Here is a 24759-nt window from a genome sequence, read left to right as displayed (position 1 = left end):
TCTCATATAATCGCTTTAATTCCTTCTAACACTAATCCAATCATAAATCCGCAAACAGCCCCGTTTACTCGGATCCACTGTAAATCTTTACCGACGTTATTTTCAATCATTTCGATTAACGTTTTATCATCTAACTTATCAAGGTTTTCTTGTACAAGCTTACCAATTTTCGAATGGTTCTTCTCAACAAGACTCACAACTTGTTTTTGTAACCAATCTTCTATTTTTTGAACTATCTGTTCATCTTCTTTTATTTTATTCATTTGTTTTTGTAAAAATGGAATAACATATTTATCAGCAAATTCTTCATTATTTACAAAAGCAACTGCTCTTTGTTGTACTTGCTCTAGCATCTCTTTTATTTTGTCAGTAGCATCCCAATTCGCAATCCACTTTTCTTTCCAATTTTCTAATTCCTTTAGTAAGGCTTCATTTTCTTTTACATTGATAATTTCTTGACGAATCTTCGCTAATATAAGTTGTCTTGTGGTATTATCAGCCTCTTGTAAGCTGTTAATATTACTAATGATAAACTTCTGCAAAATGCCGCCAATTTTATCTTCATCTACAATATTCATAAATGATTTCAAAGTAAACTGCAAGAATCCATCTACTTTTATATTTTCCATCGCCTTCATACCTAAGCTACCGAGCTGGTAACGAGCTTCATCTTGCGCGGTCCAATCTTTTACCTTCACTAATATGTAATCAAGTGTCTTTTCATCATATTCTTGCACAACTAATTGATCAACAAGCACTTGTAAAATGTTACTTGTATTAATTGTATGTAAATATGTTTTTAATTCTTTTTCAATAATAACAGCTAACTTTTCTGTATCTATTGTTACAATTGCTTTCTCTGCAATCGTTACAATCCCCTTTTTCACAGCATCAGACTGCATTTCTCTCTCAGCAATTTGCAGTACCATCTGTGCTAATTGCATCTCTTTTACTTTATTCGTAATACTTTCTTTCGTCAGCCATTCATTTTCTAACGTATGAATGAGCCCTTTCGTTACCCGTTTACGATTTTTAGGTAACAAAGCTGTATGCGGGATTGGTATTCCCATCGGATGACGGAATAAAGCAGTAACCGCAAACCAATCTGCAAGTCCACCAACCAATCCAGCTTCAAATCCCCCTTGTATAATCTCTCCTGCTACCGTTCCTTGAAAAGGGATAGAAGCCGCAAAGCCGACACCCATAACCCCAAGCGAAATACCCGCTATATATTTAGTCTGTAATGACATCGTATACACATCCTCTTATTATGTAAAATAAAGCTTTTTTGTTGTATTTATTCAATATTAGTTATCCTTTATATATACTATAAAGAACTATTGTGAAAATAACAAAGATTTTTATGTACATGAAAAAATGAGGCTACAATTAGCCTCATTTTTCTTATACCGTTAACTCCAAACCTTTCCTATAATATTCATTCATTACATCTTTTGGAACCATACTTCCACCCGTTCCCCACACAATATGAGTACCTTTTTTCACCTTCTCTGTTAACTGTTGCTTTTGTAAATACTCATCTTCTTTACATACTTTCACTGGCCCTATCATACCTGCTAGTGCAGAAGGCTCTAAACCAATATTCTCCGTATCAGCTAGTTCTTTTAACAATCTATATAACTCTTCATCACTTACTGTGTAATTCCCACTCAAAAATGGTTCCATCGTTTTACCGACAAATCCAGATGGCCTTCCTACCGCAAGTCCATCCGCATCTGTTACATTATCAATTCCGATATCTTGAACGGCAATTTTGTCATGAAGGCCTGTCATTAAGCCGAGTAACATACATGGTGAGTGTGTTGGCTCTGCAAAGAAACAATGAACGTTGTCTTTATACAATAACTTTAAACCGAATGCTACTCCACCAGGTCCTCCTCCTACTCCGCACGGAAGGTAAACAAATAAAGGGTGATCTTCATCTACTACAACCTCTAACTCTTCTAATTGCTTTTGTAATCGTGATGCTGCTACTGAGTATCCTAAAAATAGATCATGTGAGTTTTCATCGTCTACAAAATAACAGCTAGGATCCGCATCCGCCTGTCGTCTTCCTTCTTCTACTGCTTTGCTATAATCATCTTCATATTCAATAACGTTTACACCTTTACTTCTTAATAAACTTTTCTTCCATTCTTTTGCGTCTGCTGACATATGAACGGTTACATTAAAACCTAGATTCGCACTCATAATTCCTATGCTAAGTCCTAAATTCCCTGTAGAACCTACCGCAATTGAATACCTCGAGAAAAACTCTCTACATGTATCACTATCTAAAATGGAATAATCATCTTCTTCTGTTAACATTCCGTGCTGCAATGCTAGTTGCTCAGCATGTTTCAACACTTCATAAATGCCACCTCTAGCTTTAATTGATCCTGATATCGGGAGATGACTATCACATTTTAATAATAATTCTCCTAAAATAGGTTGCTTGTAATTTGTCTCTAAAGCTTTTTTCATAGAAGGTATTTTCACTAAAGGTGATTCGATTATGCCGTTCGTCCCTTTCGTTTCAGGAAAAACTTTCGCAATATATGGCGCAAAACGCTTTAATCTCTCTTCCGCATCTTTTACATTCTCTTCATTCAATGGTGTACCTTTTATTGCTGTTTCATACTTTTCTATGTTTGGATTTATCCAAAATACTTCTTCTGTTGCGATTAATTTCTTTAATAGTGGATATTCCTCTTTTAATTTCTCTATTTCCTTCATTTCTCTTCCTCCTCATCACCTTGTAGCTTACGATTTAATAAATTATAATTAAATTAATTTTAATATAGTTTAACACAAATCATTCAATTAAGTTAATTTTAATTTAATTTTTTTAAATATAATTTAATAATCATTAAGGAGATTTTCATTATGGAAAATATAGATATCGGTAAAAAAATTGAAAAACAAAGAAAAGAAAAAGGTTTAACTAGTAAAGAACTAGCAAAGATGGCTGATATTACACCATCTATGTTAAGTCAAATTGAGCGCGGGTCCGCTAACCCTTCTATTCAAACATTAAAAGTGCTTGCTAAAGCTCTTGATGTGCCAACATTTAGCTTTTTACTTGAAGATACAAATACAGACGATTTAATTGTACGTTCCCATAAACGAAAGAAAATGATTATCGATAATTTATCATATGAAATGCTTTCACCTGATTTCACTGGAAATTTAGCAACAGCAATTATGACTATCCCGCCTAATACAGCTTCATCAGAAAATGTGCTAGAACATAAAGGGGAAGAATTGGCATTTGTCTTAGATGGGAAAATCACATTATATTTAAATGAGGAAGAATACGTATTAGAAACTGGCGACAGTGTAAAGATACCTGCTTATTTAAAACATAAATGGGTGAATCATTTTAAAAAAAATGCCATTGTTTTGTTTTCTGTTACTCCGCCGATTTTTTAATGTATAAATAAAAACAGGATGATTCTTATAAAATGCGGATTATCCTGTTTTTATTAAATAAGAAAGTGAAATTTTTGTTAAAAACTTAACAGTTGGACCCAATCTGAACAAGCCTCCTAAAAACATATTTACAAGTGAAACTATCCCTCCCATTGACGCTAACGTATCATGAATCAGATTCATCCCACCACTACCAGAGGCACTTGTAATATTCACATAAAAATAAGAAATACGTAAAAATTAATTGATTTTTCGGAATTTTCTTGAAAAATATGGTAAAATTACTCTTATACTTCTTCTATTTTGCTATTATAGAAATAATTAAATTAGGATACTTTTATCGGATGGGGGAATATATAATGAGTGTGTTATTAAAAGGGCATGAACAGATTGTCAACGAATTAAACATTTTATATCAAGTAATGGTAGCGGAGCAATTAATTGAAGCGAAACAATTAAAAGAAAAAATAGAGAAACAGATTAATAAAATTGAAGCTGATTAAAATCTATCGCTTTACTACTCCCTACTAAACTTTAAATATAAGGTCCTAACCGATTGGACAAATATTAAGTATGATACTTTTAGTCAAATTGTTCGTTTTGACAATCTAATAACTGAAGACTTTATTACTTATTATTATCACTTTTTTAAAGCTGAACATGCTACCATTATTGGAAATTATGATGAAGCAAAAAAAGAATACGAAAAAGCTGAATCCCTTTTAAAACATGTACCAGGCGAACTAGAAGAAGCTGAATATAAATATAAATTTGCTATATTTAATCACCATACAAACAAACCACTTACAGCAATCAATTATGCAAATCAAGCGAAAGAGATTTTCTCAAAATATCCACGTTATGAAATTAAAATAGCTCTATGCGAAAACATTTTAGGCTCATGTTCTGTTTATTTAAAACAATTCGAACAAGCCGAAGAGAACTATAATTCAGCAATCAATATTTTACAAAAGCTGAAAGACGATACACTAATCTTAAAAGTTCGAAATAACTTAGGTTGGCTCTACTCTTCTCAAAATCTATCAACCCTTGCTATTAGACATCTTACAATAGTTACAAACAAATTACCTAAACACCTAAAAGCCAATTTTCTACAAGCCAAAGAACATTTTAGTTTAAATGAAAAAGAACTTGCAAACGATTGGGTTCAAAAAGGCTTAGAAATTTGTAATGAATTAAATAATCAAGAATATAAACACCATTTCACTATCTTAAAAACACAACACACTGGTATTCTAGACGACTTAGAAAACGCAATCATTGCAGGCACTACATATTTTAACAGTAAAGAATTATACGATTATGCACAAGAATATTACGAATTATTAGCAGTAGAATTTCATAAAGTGAATAAAATAGAGAAATCTCAAAAATATTTTTTCAAAACTTACGAAGCAAAACAAAAATTATTAACTAAGGAGGCACTAAGATAATGAAAAAGATTAGTTTAGCTATTTTAACCTTTACATGCATACTTGCTTTTGGCTTTAATAATTTCACTGAAAATCAACAAGCAAAACAACTTCCAAAATGGGATACAGATAAACAAGAAACACATGCAGACCTATAGAAACCTAAAAACCCCTAATAAAGGGGTTTTTAGATTTCTACAATATAATGATTTAGCATATGATGAAGAAATACGCTTATAAAAGATAGCCATACACAGATACTCTCTGTACATGGCTATCTTTTATTTTTTCGGCACTAACAAAATCCCTAAACTAATAATACAAAAGCTCATTATTTGCTGTGCTGATAGACCAAACTGAACCGAATTTTGTTCACTAACAAGCGAAATAATGATTTGAGCAAACCCCTCAACAATTAGAAAAATACTTATATTCTTTCCATTTCCGATCCTTTCATTTTTCATCCATAACAAGCCCATTATACAAAGAGCAAGGATGATCTCGTATACGAAAATAGGGTGATATAATAGTTTAGATTCATATATTTTCATTCCCCATGGTAGTGTCGTTGGTGCACCTACTTCATGATGTAATAGAAAATAAAAGATAGTGCTCACACACAATCCAAAAGGGAGTACATCAAGTAAAATACGAAGCAAAAATTGTTCCTTTTTACTTTTCCAGACAATGTGTACACTAGCAATTACGCATCCTACTACAATATGTTGCATACTTCCAACAGCTAATAGTGCTTGCACTGGCGCCTCAAAAGCCCATACAGGATTTAAAATTGCTGGTGCAAACTTCCATACAAATACGATGATAAGAAACGCATTTGTTACGGCATCCATCATTTTTTCATATGATACATTTTGATGCCTCATCTTTCGTTTCATCAACATAAATCCAAATAGACTTCCAATTATAAGAGATACGGGTTGTAATCTCACGATCCACTCCATCATCACGAAATCCCCTTTTAACTCTCAATCAATTTCTTAAATTTCTTTTCTAATTGATCTGGTGGTAATACACCTCGTACATGATCTACTATAATTCCATCTTTATTAACAAAAAATGTCGTCGGTAAAGAGAATACTTTATAATCTAGTCCAGCTACTCCGTCCATATCTAGTAGAACCGGAAACTCAAATCCATAGCGATTAGCAAATGCGCTTGCTTCTTGTACTGGGTCACTAACAGTTGCATTCACCGCAAAAATTTCAACATCCTTTTTATATTTATCATACATATGAACTAAGTCAGGTGCCTCCATTTCACACGGCCCACACCATGATGCCCAAAAATTAATAATATATGGTTTTCCCTTGGCATCATTTAACGACTGCAACTTTCCGTCTAATCCTTTTAATGTGATGCCAGGTGCTTTAAAACCTACTTGTGGTAATACTTCTTTCTCTTGTAACTCTGCTTGCTTTGCTTTTCTTTCCTTTTCTTCTTTCTTTGAATTATAAAAGTTAACCCCCGCCCAAACGAGAGCACCTACTAGTATAATAGCAATTAGTTTCTTCACTTTTCTTCCTCCTCATTTTTAAAAACCTGTAAATCCACCGAATAGACGAATAAAGAATGCTGTAATTTTCGTCATTTGATTTGTATACAATAAAATACCTGTAATATATGATAAACAAGATATATATAGCGATAAAAAGTATAATGATATAAATGACAACACTACTCTATCCACACTACATAGAGTAGTGTTTATCCTTAAAAAAGAGGCTATATGCACTCTCCGACAATAAGTACAACCGACATACAGAATAAACCTACTGTTACATATACCGAATTCGTATGTAACGGAATAGTAAGCTTAATAACCTTTTCATTTAACACTTGCTCGATTCGTAAATTTATTGCTGTTTTTGCAAATGAAGCTGTAACATATCGATTTTCCATTGTCTTTATTTTAATTAATTTTAATAACGCGCTACCTAACTCAAATGAAGATTCCATTTTTTGCATCGCATATTTATCTGCTGCTAACTCTTAATACGTATGATATCGTTGTAACAATTCTTTTAATATCGGGATGTACATCATTCCTTCTGCTAATAACGTAAAACAAAATAATTTTAGCGGATCCCAATTATTTTGATGATATTCTTCATGGAAAATAATCGCATCAATCTCTTCATCTGAAAACGTCTGAAGCAAACCTTCTGACATGACAACTTTCGGACGGAATAATCCAATTGTAAACGCTGCAACTTCCGCAGTCGGCAATATATATATTTGTTTCCCTTTTCTAATAAATGGGATAAGTACTTTTTGTACTTTTTTACTATAGAAAAATTGCCGCCAAATTCTTTTACACACAATTAATACAGTAATTAATAATAACGCCGCTATTATAATACGAACCATTGATAGTTCTTTCATATGTTTTTCTAACTGAAACAAGCAAAACTTTGAAAGGAATAATGCCCTATTTTGAAAGAGAAATGGATATGTAACATAATACAATAACAAGCTGAAAAAGAGGGTACTAACAATGAGCGCTAACAATACGATTTTACGCATTTGCCATTTCATTTCATCGATCCTCTTTTTTTAACTGATTCAATTTGTCTTCTAATTTTTTTATTAAATTCGGATCAGCCTGCTCTAACTCATCTATCATATGTGTTACAACTAAATCTCCAAATTCCCCCACTAATTCCTGTGTCATTTTCTTCGTTTGATTAGATAAGAATTCTTCTTTCGTTTGTATAGCACGATATATGCCACTTCTTTTCACAGTCTGTTTTTCTAAGTGTAATTTCTCTACTAACCTGTTCATAACTGTCATAACAGTATTAAAATTCACAGGCGATTCTTCACTTAACTTCCGCTGGACTTCTTTAATAGTAATACCTTCAGTAGACCAAATAATCTCCATAATCTTCGCTTCAAGCGGTCCAAAGAAATGATTTAACCCTTGCTCATTTAACCTATAGTTTTGCGTAAACATCGTATGACTCCTTTCACACTACGAATTGTAGTACAAATTAAATGAGAGGTCAAACGCAAGTAATATAAACTAAAATTCACTACCTATAAATACGTACCTCATTCTATTCATTATAAGCCTAACTTATCTCCAAATGTATCAAAGAGATACTGCTCTAATATTTGTACACTAAACTTCTCATTACGTCCAAGGGCAAATAATTCCCGATCTTTCGCTACGATAGTATCTAACGGAATAACTACATTATCCACTATTTTTGTAATTTCAATTATATTACTTTTTACATTTACTTCTGTTTTAAATTCAACGTTTTCTAACACTATATGTGAACGTCTTCCTGATGCAAAAAAAGTAAAATTAGGATTTTTAACAACGCCAATTTCAGTCTCTAACGCATATAAATAGTGAAAAATTACATCTCTATGTCCATCTTTTATTATTTTTTCATCCTTCTCATCGTCTAAGTATTCTTTCAGCTTCGTTGTAAATTCAAATCGAAAATCCACTTTTTTTCACGCTCCTTCTTTGTATTTCATATTAAATAAATATATTGAAATAATTTTACCATATTGTAATACAACTTCCTATTAAAAGTAAAAACTGTTTTAGAAAATCGCTATTATTTCCGATACCCTTTTAAAATATAAGTATAAATTCAATATGAATGAATGCGTCATTATATCTATTTAAACATATTTTTTCCATATTTTGAAACATTAGTATGAAATATTATATATCAATGAATGGTTTCTAATGCATTGGTATATATAGTCAGTAGTTTCTTTACTATTCCGATATACTTAAGCTATATTTTCTAATTATTGATTACATTACGGAAGGAATGTAACTCTCTTCTATCGAATTTTTATATAACAAAAATGATTAGGTGGTGCTTTACTATGAAATTAGCTGTCATTGGTGGCGGTGATTTACAAGATTCAAATCACTTGCCTATTAATGAACGCCTTATAGAATTAACAAATAAACAGTACCCAAAAATATTGTTTATTCCAACGGCTAGTCATGATGATGAAAGCTATATAAAATTATTTTTAGACACGTTTGAAAAACAATTACATTGTGAAGTACAAATTTTACGCATTACAACAGATTCACCTTCTAAGTATGAAATAGACGAGATGATTCATTCAGCCGATTTAATTTATTTAGGTGGTGGAAACTATATTCACATGCTTACACAATGGAAAGAATATAGACTTGATGAAAAATTATTATTGGCTCTGCAGCAAGGAACACTTATTGCTGGTTATAGTGCTGGTGCTATGTGTTGGTTCACGTCTAGTATCCGATCAGATTATGAAGGTTTTGGTTATATAGAGAGTAACGGATGGGGTATTGTTAATAAAAGATTTTGTCCACATTATAATCAATTAAACAGAATGAACGCCTTCCATTCCTTTTTACAAAATCATCAAGGGAATATAGAAGGAATTGCACTGGAGGATAATTGTGCTTTATATATTACAGAGGAATCCTTTGAGATTATCGGTGAACCAGAAAAAGCGTGGGAGTTTTATATGAGTGATAAAACACTCATTAGACAACATTTTGATATCACTTTAAAAAGCTATTTGTAAACCTCCACTTACGAAAAAAATGTCCCTAAGTCTAATTACTTAGGGACATTTTTCTATTTAACTAACTAATCGTGTAATTCGTTTCTTTTGCCATGAAAGCTTATAATATGCATACTGTAATATTAAGCTGACAATAAATGCTGCTGGATACCCGATCCAGATGCCTTCTATTCCAAGACTTGTATGGTAAGAAAGATAATATGCTACGGGGACTTCTACAAGCCAAATTGAAACAACTCCAATAACAGTTGGCCAAAGTACTGTACCGCTCGCTCGCATTGTCGCACTAATAATTTGTGCATGACCGAAAATTAAATAACTCCATAACGTAATCATAACTAAGCTATGAGCAATTTCAATTGTAGTTTGACTCGTTAAAAATAGTGATAAAATGTCTCTTGAGAATAAGTAAATAAGAGATATTAACACACCACCGATGACGTAGTTCATAATAATTCCGGCCTTCACAACTTTCTGCAATCGATCAAATTGATTCCCCCCAATCGATTGCGCCGCAAAAATAGAAACTGTAATACCAAGGCTAACTGCTGGCATTTGCACATAACTTGCAACTTGATTCACAACGCCGTAAGCAGCTGTTGCATCCGAACCGTAACGATTTACAAACGCGATTACGGCAATTTCAGATAATGAAACTAATATCATATTAATACTCGCTGGAATACCGAGCCTTAGCAATAGCTTTAATAACTCCCCATCCATTCGAAGGTATTTTCTAACCGTTCCATCTAGTTGTAATGGGTGATTTTTCTTCTTTAAATACACAAGCATGACAAGAAACGTAATAACTGTAGATATAACAGAAGCATAGGCCGCTCCATACACATCTAATTTCGGAGCTCCTAACCATCCAAAAATAAGAATCGGTAATAAGATCATATTTAGCGCTGTACTTACAATTAAAAAGTAAAATGGCGTTTTAGAATCTCCTGTACCTCTCATAAATGTTGTATATGCAAAATATAAAAATAATACTGGCATCGATATAAATAAAATTCGTGCATAATGTACACTTATTTCAATAATATTTTCTGGCGTTCCCATAAGACGCATAATATCCATCGCAAAAATACTACCTATTATCGCTAATACAACTCCGATAATAAAAGTAAACGTAAGCGTCGTACCGACAATAGCTTTTAAACGATCTTCATTTTTAGCACCAAACGCCTGACCAATTAAAATAGAGCTTCCTGAACCGATACCAATTACGAATGAAACAAGTAAAAAGAACAAAGGAAAGAATGCTGATATAGCCGCTAAATCATTAACTCCAAGCCATCTTCCTACTACTACCATACCAAATAATTGTCCAACTGATTGTAGTACATTACTTAATAATAACGGTACTAAAAACAGAGACATCGATTTCCAAATCGATTTACTCTCACTTTCCAACTTTTGTGACTCCGCACCTTCTTTATTGTTATCTGCAGGTGGTTTCAAATTTCATTTCTCCTTTTATTAAAAATCTGTTTTCAATATCTATCTCTTTGTATAGTTGTTATAATACTGTGCTTCTATTCATTTTCCTTCCGCATGATTATAACTTCACCCAATATTGACTTCCATCGGCTGTTCGATCTAAAAATCCATATTCGATTAAATATCTTCTTAAAGTTACGAAATCAGGGTATACATTTTCTATCACTGTATTTACTTCTTTTTCAGTATACTTTTTATTACTATCAAACTTCTTTACTAAATGACGTAAGATAATTAATTTACGCTTTTGTTTCTTCGGAAATTTAGAGAGAGGTCCATCTAACCCTTCTGTAAAATGAGCTTTTAATACTTCGTCATTTTCTTCTTCCGTAATATTGTATCGATCATCCACCATCGTTGCTGTTCTATGAATTGGCACAAATTTCGTTTGTACTTTTGATTTTTCTTCTGATAATTCCATTAGTGCTAAAAATACTTTTGCTTGCTTCATTTTCTCTCGCAGTGTAAATCGATGATTACGAATTGTTGATGTACTTCCGCCATCCAACTCTTTTACAATTTGTTTATCATTCAGTCCCATATGGAAAAACTGAACCATTCTCTTTTGTAAATCCGTTAAACCAGTAAATTTCTTATCCATATTTAATAAATAATCAAACATAGATGTATGCTCATTTTGAATATGCAATTGGACGAACTTTTCTGCTTCATACCAAACTTGATTATCTTGATAAATAACACCTTTAATAAATGTTTCACCACAAGCTAAGCAAATGTACTCCTCTTTTGCTTCATCAAACACATACCCTTTCTTTAATTCTTCTATTGACGCATCCCAAAACTTCTCTGAAATATCATCCACACTAAACACTCCTTTAAAATGTTTATTTTAAAACCAAACAAATTACCATAACGTTTATTGTCACTTTACCATCTTATCACAACACAAACAAACATTTCAATCTTTCGTTTACCCATTTTATAAACTTTTATAAAAACATCTACCGAACTTCTTTAATGCAACGAAAAGCGAATATGTTTATACAATTCCATTTTATAAGATGTGAAATAGAATATGAATATTCTTCAAGACCCTTGGTTTACCGTTAAGCAAATTGCACAGAATACATATGCGATTAGTGAATATGGAACCTGTATTCACTCATTACAAAACTTCAGTATTCAATTTTAACGACAAAAAGGATGTTTTCGTATAAGAAAACATCCTTTACTTTTTATATATTCTATTTACAGTCTCTACTAAAACTTTACTTGCTCGTACAAATGTATGCTTTCGATTTCTATCTTCAACAAATTTATTAGCACAACTACTCATAATCATCATACAACTAATTATGACTAACGCTATCTTTCTATTCTTGTAAGTCACTTCATGCCACTCCACTATTACAAAACTTCTTTTGCATTTATCCCATCAAGAAATTTTACATGAATAATAAAACGTATGAATATGCAATTCTGCATATTCATACGTTTTATTACAATATTATGATTTAATTTAGTTAAAGAACAAGTATACCGAGGTGACTGACTTGAAATTTAAAGCGAAAAAAAATCCATTCCACGTCATTTTCATTACATTATTTATAATTATTTTTTTCGTTTCGTTATTCTTCCAAAATGAAAATTCTATTTTTTTCACTCTCATGATGCTATTAAATATCGTGAATCTTTCTTCATTCTATTTCTCTCACTACAACGTAACGGAATCATCTCTTGTTGTAAAACACGGTTTCATACTTCGTACTGAAATCTCATTCAAAGACATTCGCCATATTAAGTACTCTGGCAAAAAACTTCGTTCAAAAAAATGGACTAGACAACAATTAGAAATTAATTATAATTTATTTGACTCAGTGACCACTTTCGTACCACAAGAAGAAGAAAAATTCATTTCACTCTTAAAAGAGAACTGCCCACAGATGAGAGTAATGAATACGCCTGCTAACAAATAATATATTTTGAAACTTGCAGTATTGCAAGTAGATGAAACATAAAAATGAACATCAAAAAAGCCAAGATTCTATACTAAGAACCTTGGCTTTTTCTATTACTCTTTTGGAGCAATCATTTTCTTCGGATCTACAATTTCATCAAATTTCTCTTCTGTTAGTAGTCCAGATTGTAATGCAGCTTCTTTTAAAGTTAATCCCTCTTTATGAGCATGCTTCGCAATTTTCGCTGCATTTTCATATCCGATATGTGGGTTTAGCGCTGTTACAAGCATTAGTGAACGATTCACATTTTCATTAATTACTTCTTCATCTGCTTCAATACCAACTGCACAATTGTCATTAAACGAAACAATTGCATCCGCTAATAAGTGGGCTGATTGTAAGAAGTTATAAGCAATAACAGGTTTAAATACGTTTAACTCAAAGTTACCTTGGCTCGCAGCAAATCCGATCGTTGCATCATTCCCCATCACTTGTGCTACAACCATCGTTAATGCTTCACTTTGCGTTGGATTTACTTTACCTGGCATAATAGAGCTTCCCGGTTCATTTGCTGGAATAATAATTTCTCCAAGACCACTACGTGGACCACTTGCAAGCCAACGTACATCGTTAGCGATCTTCATTAGATCCGCAGCTAATGCTTTTAATGCACCGTGAGTATATACAACTTCATCATGGCTCGTTAATGCATGGAACTTATTTGGTGCAGAAACAAATTGTTTACCTGTAAATTGACTAATTTCCTCTGATACCATCTCACCAAATTTAGGATGAGCATTAATACCTGTTCCAACCGCAGTTCCACCAATTGCTAACTCTTTCATATATGTATTGCTCTCTGCAATCATACGCTCTGTTTTTTCAAGCATACGGTGCCATCCGCTAATTTCTTGTCCTAAAGTTAACGGTGTTGCATCTTGTAAATGTGTACGACCAATTTTTATAATATGTTCAAATGCAGTTACTTTTTCTGCTAAAGTTTCTTTTAATTTCGTAATTGCTGGTAATACGTGATTTTCTACTGCGATTACACAAGCTACATGAAGTGCTGTTGGAAATGTATCATTTGAACTTTGTGACATGTTCACATCATCATTTGGATGAATATGTACGTCAGATCCCTTCTCTTTCAAAATTTGATTCCCACGATTTGCAATTACTTCATTCACATTCATGTTTGACTGTGTACCACTACCTGTTTGCCATACGACAAGCGGAAAATGTTCATTCCATTTCCCTGCAATCACTTCATCAGCAGCTTCTACAATTGCTTCTGCTTTTTCTTGTGATAGCTTTCCTAATTTTTGATTGCTAAGCGCTGCACTCTTCTTTAAAATTGCAAATGCTTTTACAATTTCAAGCGGCATTTGCTCTGTTCCAATTGGAAAGTTTTCTTTACTACGTTGTGTTTGTGCTGCCCATAATTTATCAGCTGGAACTTTTATTTCTCCTAATGTATCTCTTTCAATTCTGTACTCCATGTTTTCATCCCCTTGAAAATATATTACCTACATCTCTTATAATAACAGACTTTCTCTTAAATGATAAGAATTCTCACTCTTATATATAGATATTCTATATGTATTTTAAAAAATTCCTCTTGACCTAAACTTAAGTTTAGGCTGTATCCTTTCCATTGTAACCTACTATAACACTACTGGAGGAATTCAATATGAAAAAATATGCTTTTATAACAGGTGCGAATAAAGGAATTGGATATGAACTTGTTCGTCAATTAGCAGAAAAAGATTATCACGTATTTTTAGGTGCTCGTAATGAACAACTTGGACAACAAGCCGTAGAATCTTTAAATGTTTCAAACGTTTCCTATATTCAAGTAGATATTTCAAATTCACAAACCATTCAAGAAGCAACAAAAAAAATTTACGAAACGACTGACCACTTACATTTATTAATTAATAACGCAGGCATAGCGCTAGACTTCAATACACTACCTAGTGAATTAAATATTGAAACTTTACGCCAAGGATTTGAAGTTAATTTTTTTGGAACTTTCCAAATGATACAAGCCTTTTTACCATTATTAAAGAATTCAAACAACAGTAAAATAATAAATATAACAACTGACATGGCCTCACTAACAATGTTTGCTAATGGTGAAACACATCCAATCAATACACTAGGATATAATTCTTCCAAAACAGCTATTAATGCTTTAACATTAGCTTTTAGTAAAGAATTTGCTACTAACGGTCCAGAAGTATTTGGGGTAACTCCTGGTTTTACAACTACAGATCTTAATGGAAATTCCCCCGGTGGCCATACAACCACTGAAAGTGCTAAAATTATTATTAAATATGCATTAAGTGAAACAAACTATAATGGTAAAATACTAAATAAAAATGGCATTATACCTTGGTAACAAAAGGATGAATGATATGTATTATACAATTGGGCAAGTCGCCAAAATGCAACACTTAACTATTTCTCAAATACGTTATTACGATAAACAAGGACTGTTCCCTTTTCTGCAAAGAAATGAAAAAGGAGATCGAGTTTTTGATGAAGAAGCACTCAAATATTTAGAAATGATTTTGTGTTTAAAAAACACTGGTATGCCTATTAAAAAAATAAAACAATTTATCGACTGGTCTATGGAAGGAGAATCTACCATCTTTCAACGGTTGGAATTAATGAAACAACAGGAGACCAATGTCTTACAGCTTATCCAAGACACTAAAAAAAACTTAAAAAAGATACAACAAAAAATTGCTAAATATGAGAATGAAATAACTTCAGCAGATGCTATTACAAAATAAAAAAATCACCTTCTACATATTGTAGAAGGTGATTTTTATTTTATGATGCTTGCTTTCCTTTATCTGCATCATCTACATACCAGATGAATTTGCCTGTATATCCATAAATAACTGCTAAAATTAACGATACGAAGCTTAACCACATAAACGGAACGTATGAGAACGTTGCTACACCTAAAATACCAGCCATAAAAATACCATTATCAGACCATGGAACCATACCTGAAGTTAACGTTCCACCTACTTCTGAGTTACGTGCTAATACACGACGGTCTATTTTTAATTTATCATAGCTATCTTCCATAATTTTTGGTGTTAAAATTAGTGATACATACATCGCACAACCAAATATATTAGCTAAGAATGCCACGATTAATGTAGACAACGTTACATTACCTGCAGAATTTAATTTCTTCTCAAATTTTGATACGATTACTTTTAAAACACCTAGTTTTTCAAGTAATCCACCAAATCCTAAACCGAAAATAATAACAGCTACTGAGCCAAGCATACCGTTAATTCCACCACGGTTTAATAACTTGTCAACAAACTCAACACCAGATTGAATTGAGAATCCGTTATAAGCTGTTCCAATCGCTTCTCCAAAGTTCATCCCTTGGAAAAGAGTTGCCCAAATTGCACCAATTAAAGCTCCCATTGCAATTGTTGGCATAGACGGTTTCTTCATCGCTAATAGAACGATAACAATGATCGCCGGAACAAGCATCCATATTTTAATATCAAATTGCTTTAATAAAGCTTCTTTTAAAAATTCTACTCGATTCAAATCAACATTATCTCCGCCATACATCCAACCAGCTACAGTAAACATAATACTAGTAATAATATAAGCCGGAACATCTAATACGAGCATAGCTCGAACGTGAGCAATAACATCTACTTTCGCCATAGAAGCTGCAAGAACTGTGCTATCAGAAAGTGGTGATAATTTGTCGCCGAAATAAGCTCCTGAAAGAACTGCACCAGCAACAAGCGGAAGTGGTAAACCAAGTCCTTCACCAATCGCCATCATAGCAATACCTGCTGTTCCTACTGTTCCCCAAGACGTTCCTGTCGCGATAGAAGTTATAGAACAAATAATTAATGTTGCTAATAGGAATATGCTAGGGTGAATAAATTCTAATCCATAATAAATTAATGTTGGTACTACCCCACCAGCAATCCATGTTCCAATTAAAGCACCTACTGCAACTAAAATCAGTATTGCTTCTAATCCGTTAGAAATCCCTTTCGTAATTGCATCTTGCAATTCTTGATAACGAAATCCTAATCTTAATCCAAGCGCAATTACTAAAAACCATGAAATAAATAGCGCTAATTGAATTGGGAGATCAAAAATCGTTTGGAAGGAAAAGACAACAGCAAGAAATAGTAATAAAAGAACTATGATTTCTAGCATCGATGGTAATCTTACACTTTTCATTTTTTTCTCTCCTTACAAGTCGATAACATGACGTATGTCGTCTTACATGTATGTAATATACAATTAGCGAAGACAAAACAAAATTTTCATATTATTTCGATTTATTTTTCCAGTATAATATATTCACAACCCTTTCTATTGTAAAAGTAGATTACGTTTTTCGCAATGAAAAATATAAAAAATGTTGTATTTTTATTTATCCCGATATTTTCGGCCAATAAGACCTCCGCCTTAAAATTCAGTAAGCGCAAAGCACTTAGGTAAGAAATTAACTACTGTAACATCCCGGACTGACATGAACGTATTAAAGCTTCACTTTATTTACAAAGAAAAATCCCATACTAACTTTTTTAATATTTGCTGCAACAAAACTTTTTACAACTATCTTCACTTTTTAATTCACACCATTATTTCCCACGCAAAAATAGGACACACATCATAAAAATGATGCATGCCCTACCTTTATTTATACATATTTTGTATTTCTTCTTTATTTTTAAGTATTTCCTCAAACTTATCACTACAACCCTTCGGAAATAACACTCCCAGTCCATATGAATGCGCAAATTGAAAATGAGGGTACTTCGCTTTTACCTCATCCCAAAACTTATATACGCCGAAATCACCACTTCTAACTTCAATATCATGAAATAATACAATACCATTTTTCGCGACTTTAGGCAGCCAGGTGTTATAATCGTGAGAAACAGCTTCATACGTATGATATCCATCAATATGCAAAAGATTTATCGTTTCATCTTGAAACCGGTCTACAGCATCATCAAAAGTAGATCGAATTAAATTTCCTATATTAAGGTAGTTATCGCTCACTACTTTTTCTACTATTTGAAAAACCCCTTCTCCATATGGACCTGTGTGCCCATCTCCAGCCCAAGTATCTACTGCAAAGCATTTAGTCGATAACCCTCCATCTTTTACTCCCTGACAAAAACTAAAAAAGGAAGCTCCTAAATGTGTACCTAGCTCGACTAAAGTTTCTGGTTTTTCAAATCGTACTAAGTCATATGCAAAATCTAAATGTCCACTCCACGCAGATTGTGACCGAATAATAGGACTAAATGTTTCAAATTCAAATGATGGTTTATGAGTAACCCAGTTCATCGCATAACTCCTTCTGCACATATTTTTAACAAACCAAATTACTCTTATCTTTATTTTTTTATCGCCATGATTATGATTCTATTTCATGAAAATATGAAGAATTTATTCTTTTCTATTGAGGTAAAACATCATATACATATGGGTCAGTTGGCTTATTAATTTTCTCGATTTTGTTTACTTTTACAAGTGAAAAGACTGTTCCTTTATATGTCGTTTCATCTAATAATCCTGTTATTTTCACCCATGTTTCTTCTGGAATATTTTCAACATTTTTCCCCGTAACAATCATCCCCCAGACTGATGCATCCGCAATACAACAAGTTATGCCATATCGAGCCACTACCGCTTTATTACCCGTCACATCCTTATCATTATACATAAACCCTGAGAATGTAATTTCTTTCCCTTTAAATCCTTTTACATTTTGACCAATTATACTCATTGTTTGAACATAATCCTTATCCTCTACTTGTATTTTTCGTTGTCCTAACATACTTTTTACTACTTGCTCTTCCGTTTCATAAGTCGTTGATAAATTTGATGTTTCATCTGGATCATCGAATACCTCTTGCCCATCAAAATCATCCTGTTTCCCCTCTTTTTCGTTACCTTCCATACTTCTCGCCTGTACACTTTGATTCATACCCCTTTTTCCTGCTAAACTTCCATCAATTGTTACACTTCCAAAGAGAAAAGCACTAACTATCGGAACAACAAATAAAACATATACAAAGAAACTTTTTATCCCTGATTTTAATGCTGTATGGTGCTTACAACAATTACAATCACCCTCTTTTTCTCTCCAAACTTGTACAGAACCAAGAAGTAAAATCACTACAAAAGCTATATACGTAAATTTAATCATTTTTGGAGCGATAAAATTATAAATATTCCCTGTTACAAGTAGTTTAAATAAGAGCATTGCTAAACCAATTAAAATAATTCCACGAATATAGCGATGATATGCCTTCTGCTCCTCTTTCTCCATTCTTTCTCACCTCCTATAACATTATGATTTGCAGGATGGTATACACAGATACAATGACAATTCCCATCAAAAAGAATACAAATTTCTTTTGAAAATATGCAAATAGCATTAACGTATTTTTCATATCAAGCATAGGCCCAAACACAAGAAATGCGAGAAGTGCCTTTACTGAGAAGACATGTCCAAAAGATGCCGCTATAAAAGCATCGGCTGCAGAGCAAATTGATAAAACATAACCAAACCCCATCATAATAAAGGGAGCAATTACTTCGTTATGTGCTACTACATCCAGTACATTCCGATCAAAAAACGTTTGAAATACACTTGCTAAAGAAGCACCTATCAATAAATACTTACCAGTATCAAAAAACTCATCTACAGTGTGATTCATAACATCTTTCCAACTCTTTTTTTTGCTTGTTTGAACTGAAACCTCTACGTCTTTTAAAACATTTCTTTCGCGATAGCAATAATACACAATTAGACCTATGAATAGAGCAACTAGAATTGTTATCCCAAAGCGTGCATATACAACGTAATCATTTTTTTGAAACGCATATACAGTAGATAAAAGAACAACTGGATTCATAATGGGTGCACTCAGTAAAATAACAATGCCTACATGAAGTGGTAGCCCCTTTTGAATGAGCCTTCTTACAATTGGTATAATGACACATTCACACATTGGAAAAAGAACTCCCACAAATACTGCTGGAATCATTGCAACAATCGGAGATTTCGGCATTACTTTTTGAATCATATCTTCCGTCACAAACACTTGAATAAATGAAGAAACAATTACCCCTAATAAAATAAAGGGTATTGCTTCAAAAATGATACTTAAAAATACTGTATTCACATTCAACCATTCCTGTGGCATATTTTTGTGCAAATTTGCTAGACTTGTAAAATCTACAAAAAATAATAAAAAGAGAAACATAGCGATAAGAGCTATGCCTACTAATTCTTTTGAAACTCTATTAAAGACCAAGCTTCTCGCCTCCATTTTATTAATATGTAAACATGTGCTTGTCCAAATGCTTCATACTACAGCACAAATTTTATAGTCTATTTCTATTCTTAAATCGTAATCATTATGATTTATTATTGATTTTTCTTTTCCCATCGTTTAATATAAAACGTAATCATTACGATTTAAAGGAGAGATCATTTCATGAAAAAAGTACCTATCACTGTATTAAGTGGTTTTTTAGGATCTGGAAAAACTACCTTACTACATCACATTTTAACTAATAAGAATAACTTAAAAGTAGCTGTTATCGTTAATGATATGAGCGAAGTAAACATTGATGCATCTCTTATAAAAAAGGGTGGTTTTTCACGTACGGAGGAAAAACTAGTAGAAATTCAAAATGGCTGTATTTGTTGTACACTACGAGAAGATTTAATGATAGAAGTGAATCGTCTTGTGGAAAATGGTGATATTGACTATATTATTATTGAATCTTCTGGTATAAGTGAGCCTATTCCAGTTGCTCAAACGTTTACTTATACAGACGAAGTTCTTACCATTGATTTAACGAAAAATTGTCGCCTCGATACGATGGTTACAGTTGTAGATGCAAATAGATTTTGGGATGATTTTGCAGATGGAGAAAGTTTATTAGACCGAAAACAAGCAATCGATGAGAATGATACACGGGAAGTTATTGATTTATTAATAGATCAAATTGAGTTTGCAAACGTAATTATTCTTAATAAGATAGATTTGCTCGAAAAAGAAGATGTGATGGAGCTTCATCATTTACTAAAAAAATTAAATCCTAATGCAAAAGTTCTTGAATCTTCGTTTAGCAAAGTACCATTACAAGAAATTTTAAACACAAATCTATTTAATTATGAAGAAGCTAGTCAATCGGCCGGCTGGATACAAGAATTAAACAGTGACCATCATACACCGGAAACAGAAGAATATGGTATCACTTCTTTTGTTTACCGCCGCAAATATCCTTTCCATCCCGAGCGCCTTATGAATTGGCTAGAAAAATGGCCTTTAGATGTTGTAAGAGCGAAAGGATTCTTCTGGCTGGCATCTCGTAATAATATGATAGGGCTTCTATCTCAAGCAGGCTCCTCTATTACAATTCAAGGAGCCGGTGAATGGATAGCCGCATTACCTGAAACTGAAAGAAATCAAATGATTGCAGAAGAACCAGAAGTATTGAAAAACTGGGATAAACAATATGGAGATCGAATAACCGAACTCGTATTTATTGGAATTGATATGAACCGTTCGTTAATTGAACAATCATTAGATGATTGTCTATTAACAGAAAAAGAAATGAGACAAAACTGGAACACATTTATTGATCCTATTCCAGCTTTTACTTACACTTCATAATTCAAAATAGAAAGGCTTCTGTAAACGGAAGCCTTTCTATTTTATCGTTCTCTGATCTAACAAACATCTTTAATTTGAATAACAACTTTACATTAAGTAAGAAATTTCAGTTTGTTTTTAATTCTTTTCGTGATATATTGCATATTGTATACGATATATTTCTTGAAAGGAGGACTCTATACATTATGGATTCGAATCGTTTAAAAGGAATCATTATGGTTGTAATCGGTGCTTGTTTATGGGGCTTGTCTGGAACAGCTGCACAACAACTTTTTCAATATGACAATGTTTCAACCGAATGGTTAGTTACGATCCGTTTACTTATATCTGGAATTATTTTGCTCATTATTTCCTCATTCGGAACGAGAAAAAAAGAGATATTTGGCATTTGGAAACAAAAATCTGATGCTATTAAAATGATTTTGTTTGGTCTATTCGGTATGCTTGCTGTACAGTATACGTATTTCGCTTCAATTAAAGAAGGAAATGCTGCCGTGGCAACATTATTACAATATTTAGCTCCTATATTCATCACTGTATACTTACTTTTCAAATGGAACGTTCGTCCATCAAAAATTGATTTCATTTCAATTACCCTTTCATTAGTAGGTACTTTTCTCTTACTAACAAACGGGCCTGTTCATAACTTGGCTGTTTCTACACCAGCTATTATTTGGGGGATTTTATCTGGATTATCTCTCGCTTTTTATAGTTTATATTCAAAGGAATTGTTAGAAAAATGGTCTTCCTCCGTTATCGTTGGATGGGGCATGATTATTGGGGGTATTGGTGTAACGATTGTACACTTTATTTCTACAAACGAATTCATTTTATTATCAACTATGAAATATGTAAAACTAAGTACCCTACCGCTCATCACATTTGTCGTCATTTTCGGGACACTTATTGCCTTTTATTTATACTTAGACAGCATACGATACCTGACTCCGAAAGAAACAACATTATTTGGTTGCACAGAACCACTCGCAGCTATTATTTCTTCTGTACTTATATTGCAAGTGCCATTTCAATCTTTTCAGTTATTAGGCGCTTTTTGTGTCATTGTAATGGTGCTCATCTTAAGCCAAAAGCCGGATGAAGGGAAACAAAAATTAAAGCTTGTTCATGTAAAAAAGGAAAATATACAATGAAAGGATTGAATTCACTATGCCTGTCCCTCAAAATTATAAAAAACCAGGAAGAGTTTCAGCAAAATCACTCGTTTTAAATCAACTACAAAATTGGATTATTGAAGGTGTACTGAAGCCCAATGAAAAAATTAATGATGGGGAATTGGCTGAGGCACTAGGAGTAAGCAGAACACCTGTAAGAGAAGCACTTCAAATGTTAGAGCTTTCTGGATTAGTGGAAATGGTACCAGGGCAAAAAACGAAAATTGCTCCTATTAAGTTAGACGACGTATCTATCATTTATGAAACGATGGCTGGTCTTCACTCTATTATAGGAAAGCAAGCTCTTCAAAACATTACAGACGCTGATATTCAACTACTTTCTGAAATAAATGAGCATTTTCAGCAATCTATAGAGAAAAAAAACGCAAAACAAGCTTTAGAATTAGATATACAATTCCACAATACAATTTCTTCTATTGCTAAAAACCAATATATTGAACCCTTTCTAGAAAATATGCAACTTCACGTTTTACGTCTTGAATATTTGTTTTTCCAAAACTTTGTTCCAGCAAGTCAATCTATTGAAGAACATCACTCTATCATTCAAGCATTACAGAAGCAGGACGAAAAACAAATGGAACAAATAATGACCCAAAACTGGCTCCGTCCCATGAAAGAAATACAAAAAATAATTTCTACGAAATAAAAGGAGAGCTGGTTACACAAAATCGTAACCAGTTCTCCTTTTACTAATCTATATAGCTATGCCTGGATATTTGCATAATCTTCCATATCTTCGTACTCTTTTTCCAATTCCTCTAAAGACAGCTCGTATAATTGTCGGTCGCGAATCTTAAACACACCTGCTCCAATTAACTCATCAATTAAATGCCTCTTACGATTTTCAACAGCAAAACGGAGTTGACTACTCATCTTTTAAAAAACTCCTTTCTACGATCATTGAAAATGATAATCTTTATCAATTACCACTTTTGATTATAAAAGATGACTCTTTATAAGTAAAGTAATTTCATGAAATATTTACCTTGCAAAGTATTTGTGGCCACATTATATATATGTATGCCGTGCGAAAAATGTTATGACACTTTTTCTTATCCTTTTTCTTTCATACTTTGCAAGTTGTCTCATCATGATTAAATTCACCATCTATTTCTACTTGAATGGTGACATGTTCTACATGAAATTTCTCCTTTAATACATACGTAGCCTCTTTTAATACACTTTGCGTTTCATTCCCTTTAATAATAAGATGACATGTTAATACTTGAAAATCTGATGTGACAGACCATATGTGCAAATCATGAACTTCTTTTACAATCGGAATACTTAATAACGTACTTTTTACCTCTTCAACATTTATGTGCTGTGGTGCACCTTCCATTAATATATGAACCGTATCACGTGTTACACGCCATCCACTAATAATGACTAAAATAGACACAAGAATACTAGCAATCGCATCTGCAGCAGTCCATTCGAAAAATTTAATAAGTAACGCAGCAATAATCGCTCCGACGGAACCCAATAGATCGCCTAGTACGTGCAGGAAAGCACTTCTTAAATTCAAATTACCTTTCACATCTCCGCCCCTCATTAATATCCAGGCTGATAAAATATTAATAAGCAGACCAAGGACTGCAATAATGAGCATCCCATTACTAGCAATCTCAACTGGTTCTTTAAAACGACGGATTGCTTCAATAAAAATGTATACCGAAATGACAATAAGAACGACACCGTTACATAATGCTGCTAACATTTCGACTCGCTTATACCCGTATGTTTTCGCAGTTGTTGCTGTTTTTTCTCCGATTTTAAACGCAAGTAAACTTAAAGCTAAAGATACTGCATCACTTAGCATATGCCCCGCGTCAGATAGTAGTGCTAAGCTATTTGTTACAAATCCACCAACAAATTCTGCAATCATAAAACTTGTTGTTAGTAGGAAGGCAATTAGTAACGCCTTTTTATTTTTTGAATGACCATGATCATGCGAATGTCCCATACTTATACTCCTTTAAGTACA

At 32.9% G+C, this 24759-nt stretch carries 25 protein-coding genes and 2 pseudogenes; 10 read left to right on the top strand and 17 right to left on the bottom strand.

What is annotated here, in order from left to right:
• Positions 1–2: 2 nt before the first annotated feature.
• Both BAQ53_RS08425 and BAQ53_RS08420 read right to left on the bottom strand, forming a co-directional pair.
• Positions 3–1250 carry a DUF445 domain-containing protein gene (locus tag BAQ53_RS08425; RefSeq protein WP_000058310.1) on the bottom strand — a complete coding sequence of 416 codons (1248 nt, stop codon included), beginning with the start codon at positions 1248–1250 and terminating at the stop codon, positions 3–5.
• Between the two features lie 154 nt (positions 1251–1404).
• Positions 1405–2736, bottom strand: coding sequence for a D-serine ammonia-lyase (locus tag BAQ53_RS08420; protein ID WP_089148941.1), 1332 nt, complete (start codon positions 2734–2736; stop codon positions 1405–1407).
• A gap of 150 nt (positions 2737–2886) precedes the next feature.
• Between BAQ53_RS08420 and BAQ53_RS08415 the strand changes: the two genes are divergently transcribed.
• The 3 genes and pseudogenes from BAQ53_RS08415 to BAQ53_RS08405 all read left to right on the top strand — a co-directional run bounded on the left by BAQ53_RS08415 (position 2887) and on the right by BAQ53_RS08405 (position 5023).
• Entirely contained in the window at positions 2887–3432 is a 546-nt protein-coding gene (locus BAQ53_RS08415; RefSeq protein WP_061883987.1) for a helix-turn-helix domain-containing protein, read from the top strand.
• A 359-nt stretch (positions 3433–3791) separates the two neighbouring features.
• Positions 3792–4886, top strand: a pseudogene (locus BAQ53_RS26440) (response regulator aspartate phosphatase).
• Entirely contained in the window at positions 4886–5023 is a 138-nt protein-coding gene (locus tag BAQ53_RS08405) for a hypothetical protein (protein ID WP_000724010.1), read from the top strand. The pseudogene BAQ53_RS26440 and the gene BAQ53_RS08405 overlap by 1 nt, the downstream one beginning before the upstream one ends.
• A 123-nt stretch (positions 5024–5146) precedes the next feature.
• Here the strand turns inward: BAQ53_RS08405 and BAQ53_RS08400 are convergent, their stop codons facing one another.
• The 6 genes and pseudogenes from BAQ53_RS08400 to BAQ53_RS08375 all read right to left on the bottom strand — a co-directional run bounded on the left by BAQ53_RS08400 (position 5147) and on the right by BAQ53_RS08375 (position 8345).
• The gene (locus BAQ53_RS08400; protein ID WP_208906942.1) at positions 5147–5827 is read right to left on the bottom strand and encodes a prolipoprotein diacylglyceryl transferase family protein; all 681 of its coding nucleotides are present in this window, start codon (positions 5825–5827) and stop codon (positions 5147–5149) included.
• 17 nt (positions 5828–5844) lie between these two features.
• Positions 5845–6399: a TlpA family protein disulfide reductase gene (locus tag BAQ53_RS08395; protein ID WP_000733185.1), complete on the bottom strand. Its 555-nt coding sequence runs from the start codon at positions 6397–6399 to the stop codon at positions 5845–5847.
• A gap of 18 nt (positions 6400–6417) precedes the next feature.
• Complete coding sequence (locus BAQ53_RS08390; protein ID WP_175423356.1) at positions 6418–6561, bottom strand: hypothetical protein; 144 nt, start codon at positions 6559–6561, stop codon at positions 6418–6420.
• Positions 6562–6608: 47 nt separating this feature from the next.
• A pseudogene (locus tag BAQ53_RS08385) lies at positions 6609–7421 on the bottom strand (M56 family metallopeptidase).
• 1 nt (position 7422) lies between these two features.
• Complete coding sequence (locus BAQ53_RS08380; RefSeq protein ID WP_000495078.1) at positions 7423–7839, bottom strand: BlaI/MecI/CopY family transcriptional regulator; 417 nt, start codon at positions 7837–7839, stop codon at positions 7423–7425.
• A 110-nt stretch (positions 7840–7949) separates the two neighbouring features.
• The gene (locus BAQ53_RS08375) at positions 7950–8345 is read right to left on the bottom strand and encodes a DUF3942 family protein (RefSeq protein WP_000347526.1); all 396 of its coding nucleotides are present in this window, start codon (positions 8343–8345) and stop codon (positions 7950–7952) included.
• Between the two features lie 393 nt (positions 8346–8738).
• On the opposite strand from BAQ53_RS08375, the gene BAQ53_RS08370 reads away from it, so the two are divergent.
• On the top strand, positions 8739–9437 hold the full coding sequence (locus BAQ53_RS08370; protein ID WP_000762112.1) for a peptidase E: 699 nt from the start codon (positions 8739–8741) through the stop codon (positions 9435–9437).
• Positions 9438–9494: 57 nt separating this feature from the next.
• On the opposite strand, the gene BAQ53_RS08365 is transcribed toward BAQ53_RS08370, so the two are convergent.
• Positions 9495–10904: an MATE family efflux transporter gene (locus tag BAQ53_RS08365; RefSeq protein ID WP_244161472.1), complete on the bottom strand. Its 1410-nt coding sequence runs from the start codon at positions 10902–10904 to the stop codon at positions 9495–9497.
• A gap of 97 nt (positions 10905–11001) precedes the next feature.
• The gene (locus tag BAQ53_RS08360; protein ID WP_000340982.1) at positions 11002–11766 is read right to left on the bottom strand and encodes a DUF2087 domain-containing protein; all 765 of its coding nucleotides are present in this window, start codon (positions 11764–11766) and stop codon (positions 11002–11004) included.
• A 691-nt stretch (positions 11767–12457) separates the two neighbouring features.
• On the opposite strand from BAQ53_RS08360, the gene BAQ53_RS08355 reads away from it, so the two are divergent.
• Positions 12458–12880, top strand: a complete 423-nt coding sequence (locus tag BAQ53_RS08355; RefSeq protein WP_000669074.1) for a PH domain-containing protein — start codon at positions 12458–12460, stop codon at positions 12878–12880.
• Between the two features lie 95 nt (positions 12881–12975).
• On the opposite strand, the gene fumC is transcribed toward BAQ53_RS08355, so the two are convergent.
• The gene (gene fumC / locus BAQ53_RS08350) at positions 12976–14364 is read right to left on the bottom strand and encodes a class II fumarate hydratase (protein WP_000456624.1); all 1389 of its coding nucleotides are present in this window, start codon (positions 14362–14364) and stop codon (positions 12976–12978) included.
• A 191-nt stretch (positions 14365–14555) separates the two neighbouring features.
• On the opposite strand from fumC, the gene BAQ53_RS08345 reads away from it, so the two are divergent.
• Together BAQ53_RS08345 and BAQ53_RS08340 are read left to right on the top strand one after the other, a co-directional pair.
• The gene (locus BAQ53_RS08345) at positions 14556–15266 is read left to right on the top strand and encodes an SDR family NAD(P)-dependent oxidoreductase (RefSeq protein WP_208906708.1); all 711 of its coding nucleotides are present in this window, start codon (positions 14556–14558) and stop codon (positions 15264–15266) included.
• A gap of 16 nt (positions 15267–15282) precedes the next feature.
• Positions 15283–15663: a MerR family transcriptional regulator gene (locus BAQ53_RS08340; RefSeq protein WP_208906707.1), complete on the top strand. Its 381-nt coding sequence runs from the start codon at positions 15283–15285 to the stop codon at positions 15661–15663.
• A 40-nt stretch (positions 15664–15703) separates the two neighbouring features.
• On the opposite strand, the gene nhaC is transcribed toward BAQ53_RS08340, so the two are convergent.
• The 4 genes from nhaC to BAQ53_RS08320 form a co-directional block, all read right to left on the bottom strand.
• Positions 15704–17107, bottom strand: coding sequence for a Na+/H+ antiporter NhaC (gene nhaC / locus BAQ53_RS08335; protein WP_000843987.1), 1404 nt, complete (start codon positions 17105–17107; stop codon positions 15704–15706).
• 462 nt (positions 17108–17569) lie between these two features.
• Positions 17570–18229 (bottom strand): class I SAM-dependent methyltransferase, encoded by a 660-nt coding sequence (locus BAQ53_RS08330; RefSeq protein ID WP_001104670.1) that lies wholly within the window; start codon positions 18227–18229, stop codon positions 17570–17572.
• Positions 18230–18341: 112 nt separating this feature from the next.
• A complete protein-coding gene (locus tag BAQ53_RS08325; protein ID WP_208906706.1) occupies positions 18342–19217 on the bottom strand; it encodes a TIGR03943 family putative permease subunit in 876 nt (291 codons plus the stop codon).
• Between the two features lie 13 nt (positions 19218–19230).
• Positions 19231–20223: a permease gene (locus BAQ53_RS08320; RefSeq protein ID WP_208906705.1), complete on the bottom strand. Its 993-nt coding sequence runs from the start codon at positions 20221–20223 to the stop codon at positions 19231–19233.
• Between the two features lie 168 nt (positions 20224–20391).
• Between BAQ53_RS08320 and BAQ53_RS08315 the strand changes: the two genes are divergently transcribed.
• From BAQ53_RS08315 to BAQ53_RS08305, 3 genes are all read left to right on the top strand, one after another.
• Complete coding sequence (locus tag BAQ53_RS08315; RefSeq protein ID WP_208906704.1) at positions 20392–21579, top strand: GTP-binding protein; 1188 nt, start codon at positions 20392–20394, stop codon at positions 21577–21579.
• Positions 21580–21764: 185 nt separating this feature from the next.
• Positions 21765–22730 (top strand): DMT family transporter, encoded by a 966-nt coding sequence (locus tag BAQ53_RS08310; protein WP_208906703.1) that lies wholly within the window; start codon positions 21765–21767, stop codon positions 22728–22730.
• Positions 22731–22746: 16 nt separating this feature from the next.
• Positions 22747–23418 (top strand): GntR family transcriptional regulator, encoded by a 672-nt coding sequence (locus BAQ53_RS08305; RefSeq protein ID WP_208906702.1) that lies wholly within the window; start codon positions 22747–22749, stop codon positions 23416–23418.
• Between the two features lie 56 nt (positions 23419–23474).
• On the opposite strand, the gene fbpA is transcribed toward BAQ53_RS08305, so the two are convergent.
• Both fbpA and BAQ53_RS08295 read right to left on the bottom strand, forming a co-directional pair.
• Positions 23475–23645, bottom strand: coding sequence for a Fur-regulated basic protein FbpA (gene fbpA, locus BAQ53_RS08300; RefSeq protein ID WP_000098302.1), 171 nt, complete (start codon positions 23643–23645; stop codon positions 23475–23477).
• Positions 23646–23838: 193 nt separating this feature from the next.
• The gene (locus tag BAQ53_RS08295; RefSeq protein ID WP_208906701.1) at positions 23839–24738 is read right to left on the bottom strand and encodes a cation diffusion facilitator family transporter; all 900 of its coding nucleotides are present in this window, start codon (positions 24736–24738) and stop codon (positions 23839–23841) included.
• Between the last annotated feature and the right edge of the window lie 21 nt (positions 24739–24759).

It is taken from the genome of Bacillus sp. B25(2016b) (genome assembly GCF_001679765.1).
Taxonomy (GTDB): Bacteria; Bacillota; Bacilli; order Bacillales; family Bacillaceae_G; genus Bacillus_A; species Bacillus_A thuringiensis_K.
The sequence above is the reverse complement of the archived record's forward strand: the minus strand, read 5'-3'. Positions and strand labels throughout refer to the sequence as shown.

Excerpts from the sequence above, each read along its gene's own strand:
- BAQ53_RS08425 (WP_000058310.1), bottom strand. The coding sequence starts at position 1,250 with ATGTCATTACAGACTAAATATATAGCGGGTATTTCGCTTGGGGTTATG.
- BAQ53_RS08420 (WP_089148941.1), bottom strand. The coding sequence starts at position 2,736 with ATGAAGGAAATAGAGAAATTAAAAGAGGAATATCCACTATTAAAGAAA.
- BAQ53_RS08415 (WP_061883987.1), top strand. The coding sequence starts at position 2,887 with ATGGAAAATATAGATATCGGTAAAAAAATTGAAAAACAAAGAAAAGAA.
- BAQ53_RS08405 (WP_000724010.1), top strand. The coding sequence starts at position 4,886 with ATGAAAAAGATTAGTTTAGCTATTTTAACCTTTACATGCATACTTGCT.
- BAQ53_RS08400 (WP_208906942.1), bottom strand. The coding sequence starts at position 5,827 with ATGGAGTGGATCGTGAGATTACAACCCGTATCTCTTATAATTGGAAGT.
- BAQ53_RS08380 (WP_000495078.1), bottom strand. The coding sequence starts at position 7,839 with ATGTTTACGCAAAACTATAGGTTAAATGAGCAAGGGTTAAATCATTTC.
- BAQ53_RS08370 (WP_000762112.1), top strand. The coding sequence starts at position 8,739 with ATGAAATTAGCTGTCATTGGTGGCGGTGATTTACAAGATTCAAATCAC.
- fumC (WP_000456624.1), bottom strand. The coding sequence starts at position 14,364 with ATGGAGTACAGAATTGAAAGAGATACATTAGGAGAAATAAAAGTTCCA.
- BAQ53_RS08345 (WP_208906708.1), top strand. The coding sequence starts at position 14,556 with ATGAAAAAATATGCTTTTATAACAGGTGCGAATAAAGGAATTGGATAT.
- BAQ53_RS08340 (WP_208906707.1), top strand. The coding sequence starts at position 15,283 with ATGTATTATACAATTGGGCAAGTCGCCAAAATGCAACACTTAACTATT.
- nhaC (WP_000843987.1), bottom strand. The coding sequence starts at position 17,107 with ATGAAAAGTGTAAGATTACCATCGATGCTAGAAATCATAGTTCTTTTA.
- BAQ53_RS08330 (WP_001104670.1), bottom strand. The coding sequence starts at position 18,229 with ATGAACTGGGTTACTCATAAACCATCATTTGAATTTGAAACATTTAGT.
- BAQ53_RS08325 (WP_208906706.1), bottom strand. The coding sequence starts at position 19,217 with ATGGAGAAAGAGGAGCAGAAGGCATATCATCGCTATATTCGTGGAATT.
- BAQ53_RS08320 (WP_208906705.1), bottom strand. The coding sequence starts at position 20,223 with ATGGAGGCGAGAAGCTTGGTCTTTAATAGAGTTTCAAAAGAATTAGTA.
- BAQ53_RS08315 (WP_208906704.1), top strand. The coding sequence starts at position 20,392 with ATGAAAAAAGTACCTATCACTGTATTAAGTGGTTTTTTAGGATCTGGA.
- BAQ53_RS08310 (WP_208906703.1), top strand. The coding sequence starts at position 21,765 with ATGGATTCGAATCGTTTAAAAGGAATCATTATGGTTGTAATCGGTGCT.
- BAQ53_RS08305 (WP_208906702.1), top strand. The coding sequence starts at position 22,747 with ATGCCTGTCCCTCAAAATTATAAAAAACCAGGAAGAGTTTCAGCAAAA.
- fbpA (WP_000098302.1), bottom strand. The coding sequence starts at position 23,645 with ATGAGTAGTCAACTCCGTTTTGCTGTTGAAAATCGTAAGAGGCATTTA.
- BAQ53_RS08295 (WP_208906701.1), bottom strand. The coding sequence starts at position 24,738 with ATGGGACATTCGCATGATCATGGTCATTCAAAAAATAAAAAGGCGTTA.